The following is a 15,751-nucleotide window of genomic DNA, read 5'->3' as shown; positions in this document are numbered from 1 at the left end:
ACGGACGTTACGACGGCCCGGTGACGCAGGGTGGCGGTCGGACGCCTCAGCGGGCATGATCGTGGTTCGTCTCGACGGAGAGCCGAACCACGCATGGCGGGGAGGTGGGTGCGCCGATGACCCCGACGCAACTGCGCGCGTACGTCGCCGTGGTCCGGCTGGGGTCCGTCAAGCAGGCCGCCGCCGAGTTGGAGGTCTCCGAGTCGGCCGTCTCCCTGCACGTCGCGCAGTTGCGCAAGGAGTTCGGCGACAAGCTGTTCACCAAGACGGCGGCGGGGCTCGCGTTCACCCCGGGCGGGCTCCGGCTGGCCAGCCGCGCTGCGGAGCTGCTGGGCCTTCAGGACCGCACCATGCTCGAGGTGAGCGCCGCGAAACGCGGCCGTCGGCTGCTGCGGGTGGCGGCGTCCAACCTGTTCGCCGAGTTCGCCGCGCCGGGGCTCATCGAGCTGTTCGCGAAACGGGCCGCCGACCTCGACGTCGAGTTGAGCGTGCGCGACCCGGGCACGTTCGAGTCACTGTTGCTTACTCGTGCCGCGGACATCGCTGTCGGGCCACGGCCGCTCGTCGTCGACGAGGCAATCACCTGCCGGCCGGTGATGAACTACCGGCTGGTGCTTGTCGTCGGCCCGGATCATCCGCTGGCCGGTGCGTCGGCGTCCCCCGGGCAGTTGCGGGAGCAGACCTGGCTGCTCGGCCCGTCGGCGGCCACCGATCTGGGCGCGGTTCCGGCGCTGCTGCGCCGGCTGGCCGTGCCCGACGATCGGCAGCAGATCTTCCAGAGTCACGCTGCGGCGCTGGGGGAGGCCAAACGGGGCAGGGGCGTCGCACCGGCGCTCGCCTTCACCGTCGCACCGGACGTGCGCGACGGTCAGCTCAACCTGGTGATGGGGTCGCACGCGACGGTCGAGGCGGTGTGGTACTCGCAGGTGCTCACCAGCCCCGGTCCGATGTCGGCCGCCGCCGAACTGTCGCGGTTCTCGTCGACACCTCGGGCGATTCAGGCGATGATGCGCGGCGCGGGCGTCAGCGTGGGCCATTTCAAGCCGTCGGTGCACGTCACGCTCTGGAGCTGACCGGCGGCGGCCAGCAGGTCCTGGAACGTCCCGGCCGGCAGCATCCGATCGCAGTAGGGCAGCGCGGCGGCCATTCCCGCCGTCCGGGGGGCGAACCCGGGGGCGCCGGCCCGCGGATTCAACCAGACGATCCGGTACGCGCGGCGGCGCAGCCGGGCCATCACGGCGGCGAGTTCGTCGGGCGGGTCGCTGTCCCAGCCGTCCGAACCGATCACCACAACGGCCCCGCGAACGACGTCCGCCCGTTGGCTGGTGAGCACTGCGCGCAGGTTCGTGGCGATACGGGTGCCGCCGTACCGGTCGGTCACGGCAGCGCTTGCCTGCGCGACCGCCTCGGCCGCCGAGCGGTGCCGCAGCACCACAGTGAGCCGGGTCAGCGTCGTCGCGAACGCGAACACCTCCGCCTCGGCGACCACAGCGAACGCCCGCATCAGATGCAGGTACGCGGTGGCCTGCGCCCGCATCGACTCGCTGACGTCGCAGAGCAGCACTACCCGACGGGGTCGCCGTACCGCCCGTTCCCGGACGACATCGACTGGCTCCCACCCGGTGCGGCGTGCCCGATTGATGGTGGCCCGTAGCGCGATGCGCCCCCCTGCCGCGCTGACGGCGTGCCGTCTCGTGCGCCGGGTCGGCCAGTCGAGGATGGCTTCGCGCAGCGCCTCACCGAGCATCGTGACCTGCGTGGCGTCCAATTCGTCGAACGGCCTCTCGGCGAGCCCGGCGAGGGCACTGGGCCGCCGCTCGGGCAGCCGCAGCGCGGTGTCCGACTCCGGCGTGTGGGCGACGGCCGGCGGCAGCGTCGCCCACGGCAGGCCACCACCGGGCCCGTCGTCGGCGGTGGCGGTCGGCACCGGCACGTGGACGTCGTCGCGGTCTCCCGCCGGCGACGCGGACCGGTCCGGCGGCGGCAGCGGCGGCGCGTCCTCGAAGACCGCCGCGAAGACGCTGTCGAACGCCGCGAGGTCCGCGTGCCGCCGGACCAGGCTGACCCTGGCGGTCCAGTAGAGCGTGGACATGTCCCCGGGTGGGCTGGCGTCGAGAGCCCGAACGAAGTCGTCGATCTCGGTGAGCCCTGCCGCGACGCCGGCGTGCCGCAGCCGGCCCGCGAACGCAACGGCGAACGCGGCCCTGTCGACTCCGCGCAGCAGGCCTGGACTCACCGCCGCGCGACGATCCAGGCGATCACCGCGCCGACAGCGACGAGACCGACGACAGCGGGTACGAGTCGCTTGGTGATGGATCCACCCGCGAGGCTGAGCAGGTCGAGCGCCTCCGGTTCGGCAGCCGGCGCGGTGCCCCCGTCGACAGCCGGCGGCCCGCCCTGGGCTGGCCCGGCGGTGGGGTGCCCCATGACAGACCGCTCGTCCGTCGACGGGTCGGCGGGGGACGGCTCGCCGGCCGACGGTTCGGCGAGCGGCGACGGCTCGGCAGGAGCCTCGGTGATCGGGGACGCGGTGATCGGGGACGCGGTGATCGCTGTCGGCTCGATCGGCGACGGCGCGATCGGGGACGGGTCGACCGGGGAGGGCGCGACGGCGGCCGTGGCGGGGGTGGTGTCGACCGCAGTGGCGGACGCGGCCGGGGACAGTTCGGGTGCCTCCGACGCGACGAGAGCGGACGCGGCGGGATCGTCCCCGCTTCGCGCCGCCGGTACGGCTGCGGCGTCGCCTCCGGCTCCCCGCACGTCTGCGACGGTCTGCGGCGCTGCGACGGTCGGCACGCCCGCGGCTGCCGGTACCGCTGCGGCGGACGGCGTCGTCTGCTCGGCCGCCAGCTTCGCCTCCAGGTTGGCGACGAACTGGGCCAGCAGCTTGCCCGACACCTCCTTGATCATGCCGCTGCCGAACTGGGCCAGCTTCCCCGAGATCTTCAGGTCGGTGTCGACGCTCACCACCGTACGGTCGCCGTCGGGCCGGAGTCGGGCGGTGACCAGCGCGGACGCGTTCCCGGTCGACCGGGCGTCGCGGCCCTTGGCGTCGATCACCCCGCGGTACGCGGCGCTGTCCTTCTCGACGAACTGTGCGGTGCCCGCGAACTCCGAGATGACAGGCCCTACCTTGACCTTCACCTTGCCCCGATAGACGTCCCCGTCGACGCCTGTCAACTGCGCGCCCGGCAGGCAGGGCGCGATCCCCGCCAGGTCGGTGAGCACCGCCCACGCCCTGTCGATCGGAACGGCGACAGTGAACTCGTTGGTGATCTTCATGGTTGACTCTCCTGGTAGGCGCCGAGCGCGGCGGCGACCACTGCGCGGTCGTCGGGGGTCTTGGCGATGGTGCCGATGGTGTGCGCGACGTTGTCGGCGGCCAGGTCGGCGGCACCGAGCACGGACAGCGCGGCCACCCAGTCGATGGCCTCGGCCATCCCGGGCGCCTTCTCCAACTCCCGGCCGCGTACGTCGCCGACGAACTGCACTGCCGCACGGATCAGTGGTTCGCCGGCACCCGGTACGGCCCGGCGGACGATCTCCACGGCGCGTGCCGGTTCGGGGAAGTCGATCCAGTGGTAGAGGCAGCGGCGGCGCAGCGCGTCGTGCAGCTCCCGGCTGCGGTTGGAGGTGAGCACCACGACCGGCGGCGTGCGCGCGGTGAACGTACCGAGTTCGGGGATGGTGATGCCTGCCTCGCCCAGGAACTCGAACAGCAGCGCCTCGAACTCGTCGTCGGCGCGGTCGATTTCGTCGATCAGCAGCACCGGAGGGACCGGCCCCCGGTGGCGTACGGCCCGCAGGATCGGCCGTTCCTGGAGGTATTCGGCGCTGAACAGGTCCGCGTCGGTGAGTCGGGCGTGCTGTGCCTCGGCGAGCCGGATCGCCAGCAGTTGTCGCTGGTAGTTCCACTCGTAGAGCGCCTCACCGGCGGTCAACCCCTCGTAGCACTGCAACCGGATCAGCGGCGTCTCCAACGCCCTGGCCAGCGCCTTCGCGGCGGCGGTCTTGCCGACGCCCGGCTCGCCCTCCAGCAGCAGCGGCCGGCCGAGCCGCAACGCCAGGAACAGGGCCATCGCCATGCCGTCGTCGACCAGGTAGTCGACGGCGTCGAGGCGGTGCCGGACGGTCAGCGCGTCCTTCATGCCTCGCCCGCCAGCAGACGCTCGTAGTCAGCGCGGGTGTCCACGTCGATCGGCACCGGCCCGTCGACGGGCACCTCGGTCACCGGGTGGCGGCCGGAGTGCAGCAGCTTCCACACGGCTTTGTCGCCGTGCAGGTCGTACAGCTCGGGAATGACCTCGCGGCCGAAGCGGAACGGATGGCCCAACCCGTCGACGTACCGGCAGACGGCCAGCGGGGTGGCGGCCGTGGCGACCCGGCGGACGTCGGCGGCGCGGACGCCGGGCTGGTCGCCGAGGAGCAGCACGAGCGCGTCGGCGCGCGGGTCGACCGCCCGTGCGGCGGTGCTTACCGAGGACCCGCAGCCGCTGCTGAACTCCGGGTTCTCGACGATCTGGCAGCCGGTCAGGTCCACCCGGTCGCGCACGTCGCCCGCCGCGCCGCCGAGGGTGACGAGCAACTGGTCGAAGCCGCACGAGCGGGCCAGGTCGAGGGTGGCGTCGAGCAGTGTTCGCCCCCGGTACGGCAGCAGTTGCTTCGCCTCGCCGAGCCGCACCGATGCCCCTGCGGCGAGCACCAGGCCGGTCAGGAACACGGGTTATGCCGCCGTGTAGGTAGCGAGGCAGCCGGCGCAGCAGAACCAGACGTCCTGCCCGTCGACGCGGGCGTGCGGGGTGTCCGGCCCGATCAGCACCGTCATCCCGCACACCGGGTCGACGGACTGCTCGGGCCTGGTGACAACAGCGCCCGCGGCCGGGCGCAGACCGTCCACCCGGATGGCCCGGACCACCTCGGACAGGATGGACAGTGCGATCTCCTGCGGCGTACGCGCGCCGATGTCGAGGCCGGCAGGCGAGTGGACGAGGGCGCGTTCGGCGTCGGTCAACCCCAGCTCGTCGAGCACGGCAGCGCCGCGCTTGTGGCTGGCGACAAGCGCCACGAACCCCACGCCCGCGTCGAGCGCCGCCCGGATGGCCTCCTGCTCGCCTCTGCCCAGCCCGGCCACCACGACCGCCGTGCAGCCGGCGTAGTCCTCGGAGGTCACGACGTCGAAGTCGAGGAACCGGGCGAGGGTCGCCACCGCGTCACTGATCGGCGTGGCACCGACCACACGCAGGGCCGGCGCGGGCAGCCTCGGCTGGAGGAAGATCTCGATCGCGCCGCCGGAGTGGCACGGGTTGACCACCACCCGCGCCCCCGGCGCCTCGGGAAACGGTGCCGCGTCCTCCGGCAGCACCCGCAGCAGCAGGGCGGTGCCGTCGCGCAGCGCGTCCAGGGCGGCCGCCCGCACCGAGCCCTCGGCGCACACCCCGCCCACGAAGCCTTCGATCGAGCCGTCCGACCGGATCACCGCGGCGTCACCCGGCCGGGCCGACGTCGGCTCCTGCGCGCGGACCACTGTGGCGTGTACGAACGGCTCCCGGGTGACTGTCAGTTCCTGGGCGCGCTCCGCGATGGTGGTCATCGTCGGCCCTCTCAGATCGGCGGCCGAGCCTGGCCGCGCATCGCGTCCCAGACCCGCGACGGCGTCAGCGGCATGTCGGCGTGACGTACGCCGAAGGGCTTCAGGGCGTCGATGACGGCGTTGACGATCGCTGGCGGCGAACCGACAGTTGCCGACTCGCCCACGCCCTTGGCGCCGATCGGGTGGTGCGGCGACGGGGTGACGGTGAAGCCGGTCTCCCAGTCGGGCACTTCGAGCGACGTCGGGATCAGGTAGTCCATCAGGGACGCGCCGAGGCAGTTGCCGTCCTCGTCGAACGCGATCATCTCCATGAGGGCCATGCCGACGCCGTCGGTAAGCCCGCCGTGCACCTGCCCCTCGATGATCATCGGGTTGATCCGGGTGCCGCAGTCGTCGACAGCGATGAACCGGCGCACCGTCACCTGCGCGGTGCCCGGGTCGATGTCCACCACGCAGATGTACGCGCCGTGCGGGTAGGTCAGGTTCGACGGGTTGTAGCAGATCTGCGCCTCCAACCCACCCTCGATGCCCTCGGGCAGGTCACCCGCGCCGTGCGCGCGCATGGCGATGTCCTGGATCGTGACGGACCGGCCCGGGTCACCCGCGACGTGGAACGAGCCCTTGTCCCACTCCAGGTCCGCCACCGACACCTCAAGCATCGCGGAGGCGATGATCCGGGCCTTGTCGCGCACCTTGCGGGCCACCAGGGCCGCCGCCGCACCCGACACGGGCGTGGAGCGGCTGCCGTACGTGCCGAGGCCGAACGGGGTGTTGTCGGTGTCGCCGTGCAGCACCTCGATGTCGGCCGGCGGAATCCCGATCTCCTCGGCGATGATCTGCGCGAACGTCGTCTCGTGGCCCTGACCCTGCGACTGCACGCTGAGGCGTACCACTGCCTTGCCGGTCGGGTGGACGCGCAGCTCGCACCCGTCGGCCATGCCCAGCCCGAGAATGTCCATGTTCTTGCGCGGCCCGGCGCCGACGGCCTCGGTGAAGAACGCGATGCCGATGCCCATCAGCTCGCCGCGGGCGCGCTTCTCCGCCTGCTCGCGGCGAAGCTCGTCGTAGCCGGCCATCTCCATCGCCAGCCGCATCGTCGGCTCGTAGTTGCCCGAGTCGTACACCCAGCCGGTCTTCGTCGTGTACGGGAACTGCTCCGGCTGGATGAAGTTCTTCAGCCGCAGCTCGGCCGGGTCCATGCCCAGCTCGTCGGCGAGGCAGTCGACGATCCGCTCGACAAGGTAAACGGCCTCGGTGATCCGGAACGAGCAGGCGTACGCGACGCCGCCGGGCGCCTTGTTGGTGAAGACCGCAGTCATCTTGCAGTACGCGGCCTCGATGTCGTAGCTGCCGGTGAACACCCCGAAGAAGCCGGCCGGGTACTTCACGGGCGCCGCGGTGCCGTTGAACGCGCCGTGGTCGGCTAGCACGTTGGTACGGATGCCGAGGATCCGGCCGTCGCGGGTCGCCGCGATCTCACCGCGCATGATGTAGTCGCGGGCGAAGCCGGTGCTGATCAGGTTCTCCGACCGGTCCTCCATCCACTTCACCGGCTTGCCGGTGACGATCGAGGCGACGATCGCGCACACGTACCCGGGGTAGATCGGCACCTTGTTGCCGAACCCGCCGCCGATGTCCGGCGCGATCACCTGGATCTTGTGTTCGGGCAGGCCCGCCACGATGGCGTAGAGGGTCCGGTGCGCGTGCGGCGCCTGGGTGGTCGACCACAGCCGCAGCTTGCCCTCGACGGCGTCGTAGTCGGCGACCGCCCCGCACGTCTCCATCGGCGCCGGGTGCACCCGGGGGTAGACGAGATCCTGGCTGACAACGACGTCGGCGCGCGCGAAGACCGCCTCGGTGGCCGCCTCGTCGCCGGTCTCCCAGTCGAAGCAGTGATTGTTGGTCTTGCCTTCCAGGTCGTCGCGGATCAGCGGCGCGTCCGGCTCCAGCGCACGACGCGCGTCGATCACCGGCTCCAGGATGTCGTACTCGACGTCGATCAGCTCCAGCGCGTCGCGCGCCAGATAGCGGTCGTCGGCCACGACGAACGCGACCTCCTGGCCCTGGAAACGCACCTTGTCGGTGGCGAGCACCGCCTGCACGTCGTTGGAGAGCGTGGGCATCCAAGCCAGGTTCTGCTGCGCCAGCGCGGCCCCGGTCACCACAGCGCGCACACCGGGCGACGCCTCGGCGGCACTCGTGTCGATGCTGACGATGCGGGCGTGGGCAACCGGCGACCGGAGGATCGCCAGGTGCAGCATGCCGGGCAGTTGGACGTCGTCGACGTACCGGCCGCGCCCGCGCAGGAACCTCGGGTCCTCCTTACGCAGCATCCGGCCGTACCCGACGGGCTTCTGGTCGTTGTCGTGGAACGTGTCCACGCGCTCGTGCACGGTGGTCATGCGACGGCCTCCGCAGGCTGGCCGGCGTTGTCGATCTCGCCGGCCTCGGGCGATTCGGTGGTCTCGGTGACCTCGGCCGCGGCCTGCGCCTCGGCGACGGCGGCCCAGCGCACCGAACGGACGATCGTGGCGTACCCCGTGCACCGGCAGATCTGACCCGAGATCGCCTCCCGGATCTCCGCCTCGCTCGGATCGGGGTTGCGGTCGAGCAGCGCCCGCGCGGTCATCATCATCCCCGGCGTGCAGAAGCCGCACTGCAGGCCGTGGCACTGCATGAAGCCTTCCTGGACCGGGTCGAGCTGGGCGCCCTTGGCGAGACCCTCGACGGTACGCACCTGGTGGCCGCCGGCCATCGCCGCGAGCACAGTGCACGACTTCACCGGCTCGCCGTCGAGCCAGACCACGCAGGTGCCGCAGTTGCTGGTGTCGCAGCCCCAGTGCGTGCCGGTCAGACCCAGCACGTCCCGCAGGAAGTGCACCAGCAGCAGCCGGGCCTCGATCTCCCGGGTGACCTCGACGTCGTTGACGGTCATGGTGACCTGCATGCTCAGCTCCTCGCCCGTTCCACGGCCCGGCGCAGGGTCCGCCTGGTCAGCTCGGCGGCCAGATGCCGCTTGTAGTCGGCACTGCCGCGCTGGTCGGTCACCGGGTCGCAGCTGCGCGCCGCGATCGCCCCGGCCTGCTCGTAGAGGGCCTCCGAGGGCTCCTGCCCGCGCAGCGCGGCGGAGATCTCCGGGATGCCCGTCGTGTTGGGACCGACCGCCGCGAGCCCGACCCGGGCGTCGGCGATCACGCCGCCGTCGAGCCACACCGCAGCGCCGGCCGACACCACGGCCCAGTCGCCGGCCCTGCGCTCCACCTTGGCGTACGCGCTGCCGCAGCCCGGCCGCACCGGCAGCCGTACCTCGACGAGCATCTCGCCGTCGGCGACAGCGGTCTCGTACGGCCCGACGTGGAACTCCTCCATCGACACGACCCGCTCCGCGCCGCCCGGACCGCGGATCACGCACCGCGCGTCGAGCGTCGTGCAGACCGCCGACAGGTCCTCGGACGGGTCGGCCTGGCAGAGCGAGCCACCCAACGTGCCCCGGTTGCGCACCACCGGGTCGGCGATCACCCGCTCCGCGTCGGCGAAGATGGGGAACGCCGCCGCAAGCACCTGAGAGTCGAGCAGCTCCCGATGCCGGGTGAGCGCCCCGATCCGCACCTCGTCCGGGCCGGTCTCGATGTAGCCCAGCTCGCCGTGCAGGTCGTTGATGTCGATCAGGTAGTCGAAGTTGGCCAGCCGGAGCTTCATCATCGGCAGCAGGCTGTGCCCGCCGGCGATCAGGCGGGCTGTGCCGCCCAGCCGCTCCAACAGGCTGATCGCATGGTCCACACTGGTGGCTCGCTCGTACTCGAACGGTGCCGGTACCTGCATGTCGTACCTCCGCAGTCCGGTGCAATCTGAGCCCGGCGGTGGGCAAAGTCAACGGCGACCTAAGCAACTGCTTAGGTCGCCGTTGACGGTGCCGCAGGGCCTCGCGGATGGTGCGGGCCATGCGGGACATCGCCGACGGGCTGACGGACTGGCGCACTCGTGGCGTCGCGTTCGCCGTCGCGACAGTCGTCCGGACGTGGCAGTCAGCACCTCGGCCGCCGGGCGCGGCAATGGCGGTCTCCGCCGACGGCGAGGCGCTGGGCAGCATCTCAGGCGGCTGCGTCGAGGCTGCCGTCTACGACCTCTGCCGCACCGCCATCGAAACCGGAACGGCCCACACCGCGACCTACGGTGTCAGCGACGACGACGCGTTCGACGTCGGCCTGACCTGCGGCGGCACCATCCACGTCCTCGTGCAGCCGGACGTCGCGTTGACCGAGCCCGACGAGGTGCTGGCCGCGATACGCGACGGCCGTCCGGTCGCCACCGCGACGATGGCGAACGCGCAACTCGTGATCTGGCCCGACCGGGTCGCGGGCAGCCTGGGCGCACCCGACCTGGACGACGCGGCGGCCCGCCAGGCGGCCGGGATGCTCGCCCTCGGCACCACCGGCACGCTCCACCTTGGACGGCAGGGCGAACAGCGCGGCGACGACGTGAGCGTGTTCGTCCAGTCGTACGTGCCGCCGCCCCGGATGATCATCTTCGGGGCGATCGACTTCGCCGCCGCGATGGCGCGGATGGGTACCTTCCTCGGCTACCACGTGACGGTCTGCGACGCCCGGCCCGTGTTCGCCACCCGCTCGCGTTTCCCGGCCGCCGACGACCTCGTCGTCCAGTGGCCGCACAAGTACCTGGAGTCGACGACCATCGACGACCGCACGGTGCTCTGTGTCCTGACCCACGACCCCAAGTTCGACGTACCGCTGCTCCAGGTCGCCCTGCGTACCCCTGCCCGGTACATCGGCGTGATGGGCAGCCGCCGTGCGCACGACGACCGGATGCGCCGGCTGCGCGAGGCAGGTGTGAGCGAGGGCGCGCTGGCCCGGCTCTGCTCGCCGATCGGCTTGGACCTGGGCGCGCGGACGCCGGAGGAGACGGCGGTGGCGATCGCCGCCGAGATCACCGCGCGGGCCTGGGGTGGTTCAGGTCGCCCGCTCAGCGAACTCGACACCCCGATCCACCACGCCTGACCGGACGCGGCTCCGCCGGCATCCGCGGTGTGCGGAATCTGCTGGTCGCGCTACGCCCGCCCGCCGCGCGCTCACGCCCAGTCGTCGCCGCTGGGCATCAGGATCATCTGGTGGACATCCAGGGCCTCCGCCATTGCGGCGTACCTCTCGGCGGTCCACTCCGGAGGGGGATTGCCCGACGGGTCGGGATCGTCGGCGAAGTCGAGGAAGAACTGCTCGGCTCCGGCCGGCGTGTAGAAGACCATGAGCGTGCCCGTCTCGTCGCCCAGATTCTTGAACGCATGACGGGTGAGGCGCGGAACGTAGATGAAGTCACCGGGGCCGGCGTCGAAGGTGCCCGCGCCGTTTATGAACCGGAACTCGCCGGACGCGACGTAGAACGCCTCGTCCTCGGCCCCGTGGGCGTGCGGGGTGTTGCCGAAGCCCGGGGCGACGTCCATCGACATGAGGCTGAGCTTGCCGTCGGTCTGGTCTCCGGTGACCTTGACCAGTGCCGACTCCTTGCCGCCGTTGACGAGCTTTGGAACTCCCTCGTCCTTGCGTACCACGAAGCCGTTCGCTGCAGTCCATAGTGGACCGTCGGGATCCGGCGCTGGGCGCTGCTGATTCATCCCGCACACACCTTTGCTCGTTGAATGTTGACGGAAAACACCCGGACCGGTTGTCGGCGGGCGCCTGTCTCGGCGTCGAATTCCCGGAGTTTGACCTCGATTCCGGTTCCCTGCGCCATCTGCAACGCTAGCGCCGCAGTCCCGCGTGATTCAACCATGCGTATGCGAAAGGAGGCGTGAATAGCCACACGAAGGGTTAATTGAACTTCCGTGCGGCTCGTCCGTCTGAATCTGTCAGTGCATTGCCGAGGGTGGGCCGGCGAGCCGTCACCCCATGGTCGTGTCGGCTACTTGGCCCTGCCCCACGGGAAATAGAAGTCGTCGTTGTCGGCGAGCCACCAGTAGTATTCCGGGGCCTTGTGGTTCCTGCACGCGACACGCGTGACCGCTACCGACGCCGCCCGGATCCGATCAGCCGCCACCCCGGACTCGACCAGGCGCTCCCTCAGTGTCGTGAGGAAATCGCCGGACATCACGAAGTCGTCGATGATCAGGATATTGCCGTCTTTGTAGCTCAGGACGGCCTTAGGAATCGTGACGATCCATTTCGTCGTCGTGAAATAGAACGACCCGTCGGAAACCGCCGATTCCCAGCCATCGATCGATGTTCACATCCTTTGGGCAGAGTCGCCAATGGTTCGGCCGGCGGCAACCGAGCATAGTGGACGGTGCCTTGATCGCTTATCGTTCGTTCGCACGATTCCGTCGGTCCGTCTGCCCGGCCGGCCATCAGGCGGTGGCGATTCAGCACGAACACTGTGACTTCGGCTGATCCTTGTCGCGGGCGACCGCACGTTACTGTCTGCCGCATGGGATCCGTGGACCTTGTCCTGGCCGCCGCCGTTGCCGTGGTCAACCTCGCCTTCGCCGCCGTGCTGCTCGCCAAGAGCCGTGGCGGCACGGCGCCCCGCATCTTCGGCCGCCCGCAGTCGTCACCGCGCCTGCGGGCAGCGATGCACATCTGCCTGGGGCTGGGGTTGGGCGTCGGATCGCTCGTCGAGGACGTCTTTCCGCCTCATTCCCTGGGCGACGAGGTGGTGTTCACCGTGGCGCTGATCCTGCTGGCGGCTGGTGTCGTCACGGCCCTGCTGAGCGCCTTCCGGCACCCCCGTCCCGTCCGTGACAAGGCCGCCAGCTAACTGAACCTCTGCCGACATGGTCGAGCCTGCTCGTCTCTGACGATCTCGCTGCGGCAGGGCCGCCACCTCGTCTAACGTCAGGTTGTTCATATTTGGCAGGGTGGCCCGAGAGGTGCGGCGATGGGGGTGCGCAGCTGGATCGAGGGCTGGCCGCTCTATCGCCAGCTCACCGGCACCGACCCGCTCGGTCGGGGTGCCGCGGCCAAGTCCGCCCGTTCACTGTCGCTTACCGCCCGCACGGAGACCGCCGACTCGATGGCCCGGTCCGTGTGCCCGTACTGCGCTGTGGGTTGTGGTCAGCGGGTGTTCGTCAAAGACGGGCAGGTCAGTCAGATCGAGGGTGATCCGGACAGCCCGATCTCGCGCGGTCGGCTGTGCCCGAAGGGCTCGGCGAGCAAGAGCCTCGTGACGAGCCCGCTGCGGCCTACCAAGGTCCGCTACCGGCGGCCGTACGGCACCGAGTGGGAGGACCTCGACCTCGACACGGCGCTTAACATGATCGCCGATCGAATCTTGGCAGCCCGGGATGAGACCTGGGAGGACGTCGACGACGAGGGCCGGCCACTCAACCGCACGCTCGGGATCTCCAGCCTGGGCGGGGCGACGCTTGACAACGAGGAGAACTACCTCATCAAGAAGTTGTTCACCGCGATGGGGGCCCTCCAGATCGAGAACCAGGCGCGTATTTGACACTCCGCCACAGTCCCCGGTCTGGGGGCCAGCTTCGGTCGTGGCGGCGCCACCCAGTTCCAGCAGGACCTGTCGAACTCCGACATGATCGTCATTCAGGGTTCGAACATGGCCGAGGCGCATCCTGTGGGTTTCCAGTGGGTGATGGAGGCCAAGCGTCGTGGTGCGAAGGTGTTCCACGTCGACCCGCGGTTCACGCGGACCAGTGCGGTGGCCGACTCGTACCTGCCGATTCGGGCGGGTACGGACATCGCGTTGCTCGGTGGGGTGGTGCGCTACATCCTGGAGAACGAGCTGGACTTCCGGGAGTACGTCGTCGCCTACACCAACGCCGCGACGATCGTGACGGAGGAGTACCGCGACACCGAGGACCTGCACGGCCTCTTCTCCGGCTTCAACGAGGAGAACGCCAGCTACGACCAGACCAGTTGGCAGTACGAGGGAAACGAGGACAACGGCTCCCACCACGACACCGAGACGCAGCGGGAAACCGCAGCCGGGTTGGAGCACGAGTCGCACGGCGCGCCGGTGGGCGGGCAGACGCAGCGTGACGAGACGTTGCAGCATCCGCGCTGCGTCTACCAGATCCTGAAACGGCACTACGCGCGGTACACGCCGGAGATGGTGGAGCGGGTCTGCGGTATTCCGCAGGAGAAGTTCCTGGAGTTGGCGCAGGCGTGGACGGCCAACTCGGGCCGGGAGCGGACGAGCATGCTCGTCTACTCGGTCGGCTGGACGCAGCACAGCGTGGGTGTGCAGTACATCCGTACCGGCGCGATCATCCAACTGTTGCTGGGCAACATGGGCCGCCCCGGTGGCGGGGTGATGGCCCTGCGCGGCCACGCCAGCATCCAGGGCTCGACGGACATTCCGACGTTGTTCAACCTGTTGCCGGGCTATCTGCCGATGCCGCACCACGCCGACCACCCGACCTTCGACGAGTGGGTCGACAGCATCCGGCACCCCGGCCAGAAGGGCTTCTGGGACAACGCCCGCGCCTATGGGGTGAACCTGCTCAAGGCGTACTGGGGGGACGCGGCCACCGCAGAGAACGACTACTGCTACGGGTACATGCCCCGGATGACCGGCGATCACGGCACCTATCAGCAGGTGTTGAACATGATCGACGGGAAGATCAAGGGGTATTTCCTGCTGGGGCAGAACCCGGCTGTCGGTTCGGCGCACGGTCGGGCGCAGCGGCTGGGGATGGCGAATCTGGACTGGTTGGTGGTCCGGGATCTGTTCATGATCGAGAGTGCGACGTTCTGGCAGAACGGTCCGGAGGTGGCCACCGGCGAGATCGTTCCGGAGGAGTGCCGCACCGAAGTGTTCTTCCTGCCCGCTGCCTCGCACGTGGAGAAGGAGGGCACCTTCACCCAGACGCAGCGGTTGTTGCAGTGGCGGGAGAAGGCCGTCGAGCCGCCAGGCGACGCCCGCTCCGAGCTGTGGTTCTTCTACCACCTCGGCCGCATCATCCGGGAACGCCTGGCACAGTCGACCCGCTCCCGCGACCGGGCGCTGCTCGACCTCAACTGGAACTACCCCACGCACGGCCCGAACGCCGAGCCGAGCGCCGAAGCCGTGCTGTACGAGATCAACGGCTACGAGGTGGCCAGCGGCCGACCGTTGTCGAGCTTCACCGAGATGAAGGACGACGGCAGCACTGCCGGCGGCTGCTGGATCTACACAGGCGTGTACGCCGACGGCGTCAACCAGGCCGCCCGGCGCAAGCCCAGCTCGGAGCAGTCCCTGGTCGCCCCCGAGTGGGGCTGGGCCTGGCCGGCGAACCGGCGGATCCTCTACAACCGCGCCTCCGCCGACCCGGACGGCAACCCGTGGAGCGAGCGCAAGAAGTACGTGTGGTGGGACCCGGACAAGGGCGAGTGGACCGGATACGACGTACCGGACTTCGAGAAGACCAAACCGCCGTCGTACCGGCCGCCGCCGAACACCTCGGGTGTGGCGGGCATCGCCGGCGACGACCCGTTCATCCTCCAGGGCGACGGCAAGGGCTGGCTGTACGCGCCCAGCGGCGTCCTCGACGGGCCGCTGCCGACGCACTACGAGCCTGTCGAGTCGCCGGTGCGCAACCCGCTGTACCGGCAGCAGGCCAACCCGACCCGCAAGGTCTACACACACCCGATCAACACGCTCAACCCGAGCCCGCCCGAGGAGCACAGCGACGTCTTCCCGTACGTCTTCACCGTCAGCCGGCTCACCGAGCACCACACCGCCGGCGGGATGAGTCGCACCGTGCCGCACCTCGCCGAGTTGCAGCCGGAGATGTTCGTCGAGGTGTCGCCAGAGTTGGCAGCCCTGCGCGGCCTGAGCCACCTGGGTTGGGCACACCTGGTCACCACCCGTGCGGCAATCGAGGCGAAGGTCCTGGTGACCGACCGCGTCACGCCGCTGCGCGTGGACGGGCGGATCATCCATCAGGTGTGGCTGCCGTACCACTTCGGTTTCGAGGGTCTGGTCACCGGCGACTCGGCCAACGACCTGTTCGGCATCACCCTCGACCCCAACGTGCTGATCCAGGAGAGCAAGGTCGGCACCTGCGACGTGCGGCCCGGACGACGCCCGGACGGGCAGCCCCTGTTGGACCTCGTCTTCGACTACCGGCGGCGGTCGGGGGACCTGAGCCACCGCTACCCGCCGTTAATCACGACCGACGTCGCCGACAGCAGCAGCGACCAGGAGGCCTGA

At 70.1% G+C, this 15,751-nt stretch carries 13 protein-coding genes; 4 read left to right on the top strand and 9 right to left on the bottom strand.

Translation table 11 applies throughout. The features are described 5' to 3' along the window. The first annotated feature begins 116 nt into the window (after positions 1 to 116). A complete protein-coding gene (locus ACPXB1_RS12585) occupies positions 117 to 1,073 on the top strand; it encodes a LysR family transcriptional regulator (RefSeq protein WP_355630030.1) in 957 nt (318 codons plus the stop codon). Here the strand turns inward: ACPXB1_RS12585 and ACPXB1_RS12580 are convergent. From ACPXB1_RS12580 to ACPXB1_RS12545, 8 genes are read right to left on the bottom strand one after another with little or no spacing between them, the layout of a single operon-like run. Beyond that, complete coding sequence (locus tag ACPXB1_RS12580) at positions 998 to 2,236, bottom strand: vWA domain-containing protein (protein WP_425735272.1); 1,239 nt, start codon at positions 2,234 to 2,236, stop codon at positions 998 to 1,000. The genes ACPXB1_RS12585 and ACPXB1_RS12580 overlap by 76 nt on opposite strands. Next, positions 2,233 to 3,282: an SRPBCC domain-containing protein gene (locus ACPXB1_RS12575; RefSeq protein WP_425735271.1), complete on the bottom strand. Its 1,050-nt coding sequence runs from the start codon at positions 3,280 to 3,282 to the stop codon at positions 2,233 to 2,235. The genes ACPXB1_RS12580 and ACPXB1_RS12575 overlap by 4 nt, the downstream gene beginning before the upstream one ends. Beyond that, complete coding sequence (locus ACPXB1_RS12570) at positions 3,279 to 4,148, bottom strand: AAA family ATPase (protein ID WP_425735270.1); 870 nt, start codon at positions 4,146 to 4,148, stop codon at positions 3,279 to 3,281. Before ACPXB1_RS12570 ends, ACPXB1_RS12575 begins: the two co-directional genes overlap by 4 nt. After that, positions 4,145 to 4,720 carry a nucleotidyltransferase family protein gene (locus ACPXB1_RS12565; protein WP_355588768.1) on the bottom strand — a complete coding sequence of 192 codons (576 nt, stop codon included), beginning with the start codon at positions 4,718 to 4,720 and terminating at the stop codon, positions 4,145 to 4,147. Before ACPXB1_RS12565 ends, ACPXB1_RS12570 begins: the two co-directional genes overlap by 4 nt. A 3-nt stretch (positions 4,721 to 4,723) precedes the next feature. Further along, positions 4,724 to 5,590, bottom strand: coding sequence for an XdhC family protein (locus ACPXB1_RS12560; RefSeq protein ID WP_425735269.1), 867 nt, complete (start codon positions 5,588 to 5,590; stop codon positions 4,724 to 4,726). 11 nt (positions 5,591 to 5,601) lie between these two features. Further along, the gene (locus ACPXB1_RS12555; protein WP_355588772.1) at positions 5,602 to 7,992 is read right to left on the bottom strand and encodes an aerobic carbon-monoxide dehydrogenase large subunit; all 2,391 of its coding nucleotides are present in this window, start codon (positions 7,990 to 7,992) and stop codon (positions 5,602 to 5,604) included. After that, positions 7,989 to 8,537, bottom strand: a complete 549-nt coding sequence (locus ACPXB1_RS12550; RefSeq protein ID WP_355588774.1) for a (2Fe-2S)-binding protein — start codon at positions 8,535 to 8,537, stop codon at positions 7,989 to 7,991. The genes ACPXB1_RS12555 and ACPXB1_RS12550 overlap by 4 nt, the downstream gene beginning before the upstream one ends. A gap of 2 nt (positions 8,538 to 8,539) precedes the next feature. Beyond that, a complete protein-coding gene (locus tag ACPXB1_RS12545; protein WP_355588776.1) occupies positions 8,540 to 9,412 on the bottom strand; it encodes an FAD binding domain-containing protein in 873 nt (290 codons plus the stop codon). Positions 9,413 to 9,531: 119 nt separating this feature from the next. On the opposite strand from ACPXB1_RS12545, the gene ACPXB1_RS12540 reads away from it, so the two are divergent. Then, entirely contained in the window at positions 9,532 to 10,605 is a 1,074-nt protein-coding gene (locus ACPXB1_RS12540) for an XdhC family protein (RefSeq protein WP_355588778.1), read from the top strand. Between the two features lie 71 nt (positions 10,606 to 10,676). Here the strand turns inward: ACPXB1_RS12540 and ACPXB1_RS12535 are convergent, their stop codons facing one another. Continuing rightward, complete coding sequence (locus ACPXB1_RS12535; protein ID WP_355588780.1) at positions 10,677 to 11,216, bottom strand: cupin domain-containing protein; 540 nt, start codon at positions 11,214 to 11,216, stop codon at positions 10,677 to 10,679. A gap of 809 nt (positions 11,217 to 12,025) precedes the next feature. Here ACPXB1_RS12535 and ACPXB1_RS12530 point away from each other — a divergent pair. Together ACPXB1_RS12530 and fdh are read left to right on the top strand one after the other, a co-directional pair. Further along, entirely contained in the window at positions 12,026 to 12,355 is a 330-nt protein-coding gene (locus ACPXB1_RS12530) for a hypothetical protein (protein ID WP_355588784.1), read from the top strand. Positions 12,356 to 12,475: 120 nt separating this feature from the next. Further along, a complete protein-coding gene (gene fdh / locus ACPXB1_RS12525) occupies positions 12,476 to 15,751 on the top strand; it encodes a formate dehydrogenase (protein WP_425735268.1) in 3,276 nt (1,091 codons plus the stop codon).

The organism is Micromonospora sp. DT68, assembly GCF_049847245.1.
Lineage (GTDB): Bacteria > Actinomycetota > Actinomycetes > Mycobacteriales > Micromonosporaceae > Micromonospora > Micromonospora profundi.
Note: the sequence above shows the minus strand (reverse complement) of the source record. Positions and strands in the feature narration are given on the sequence as shown.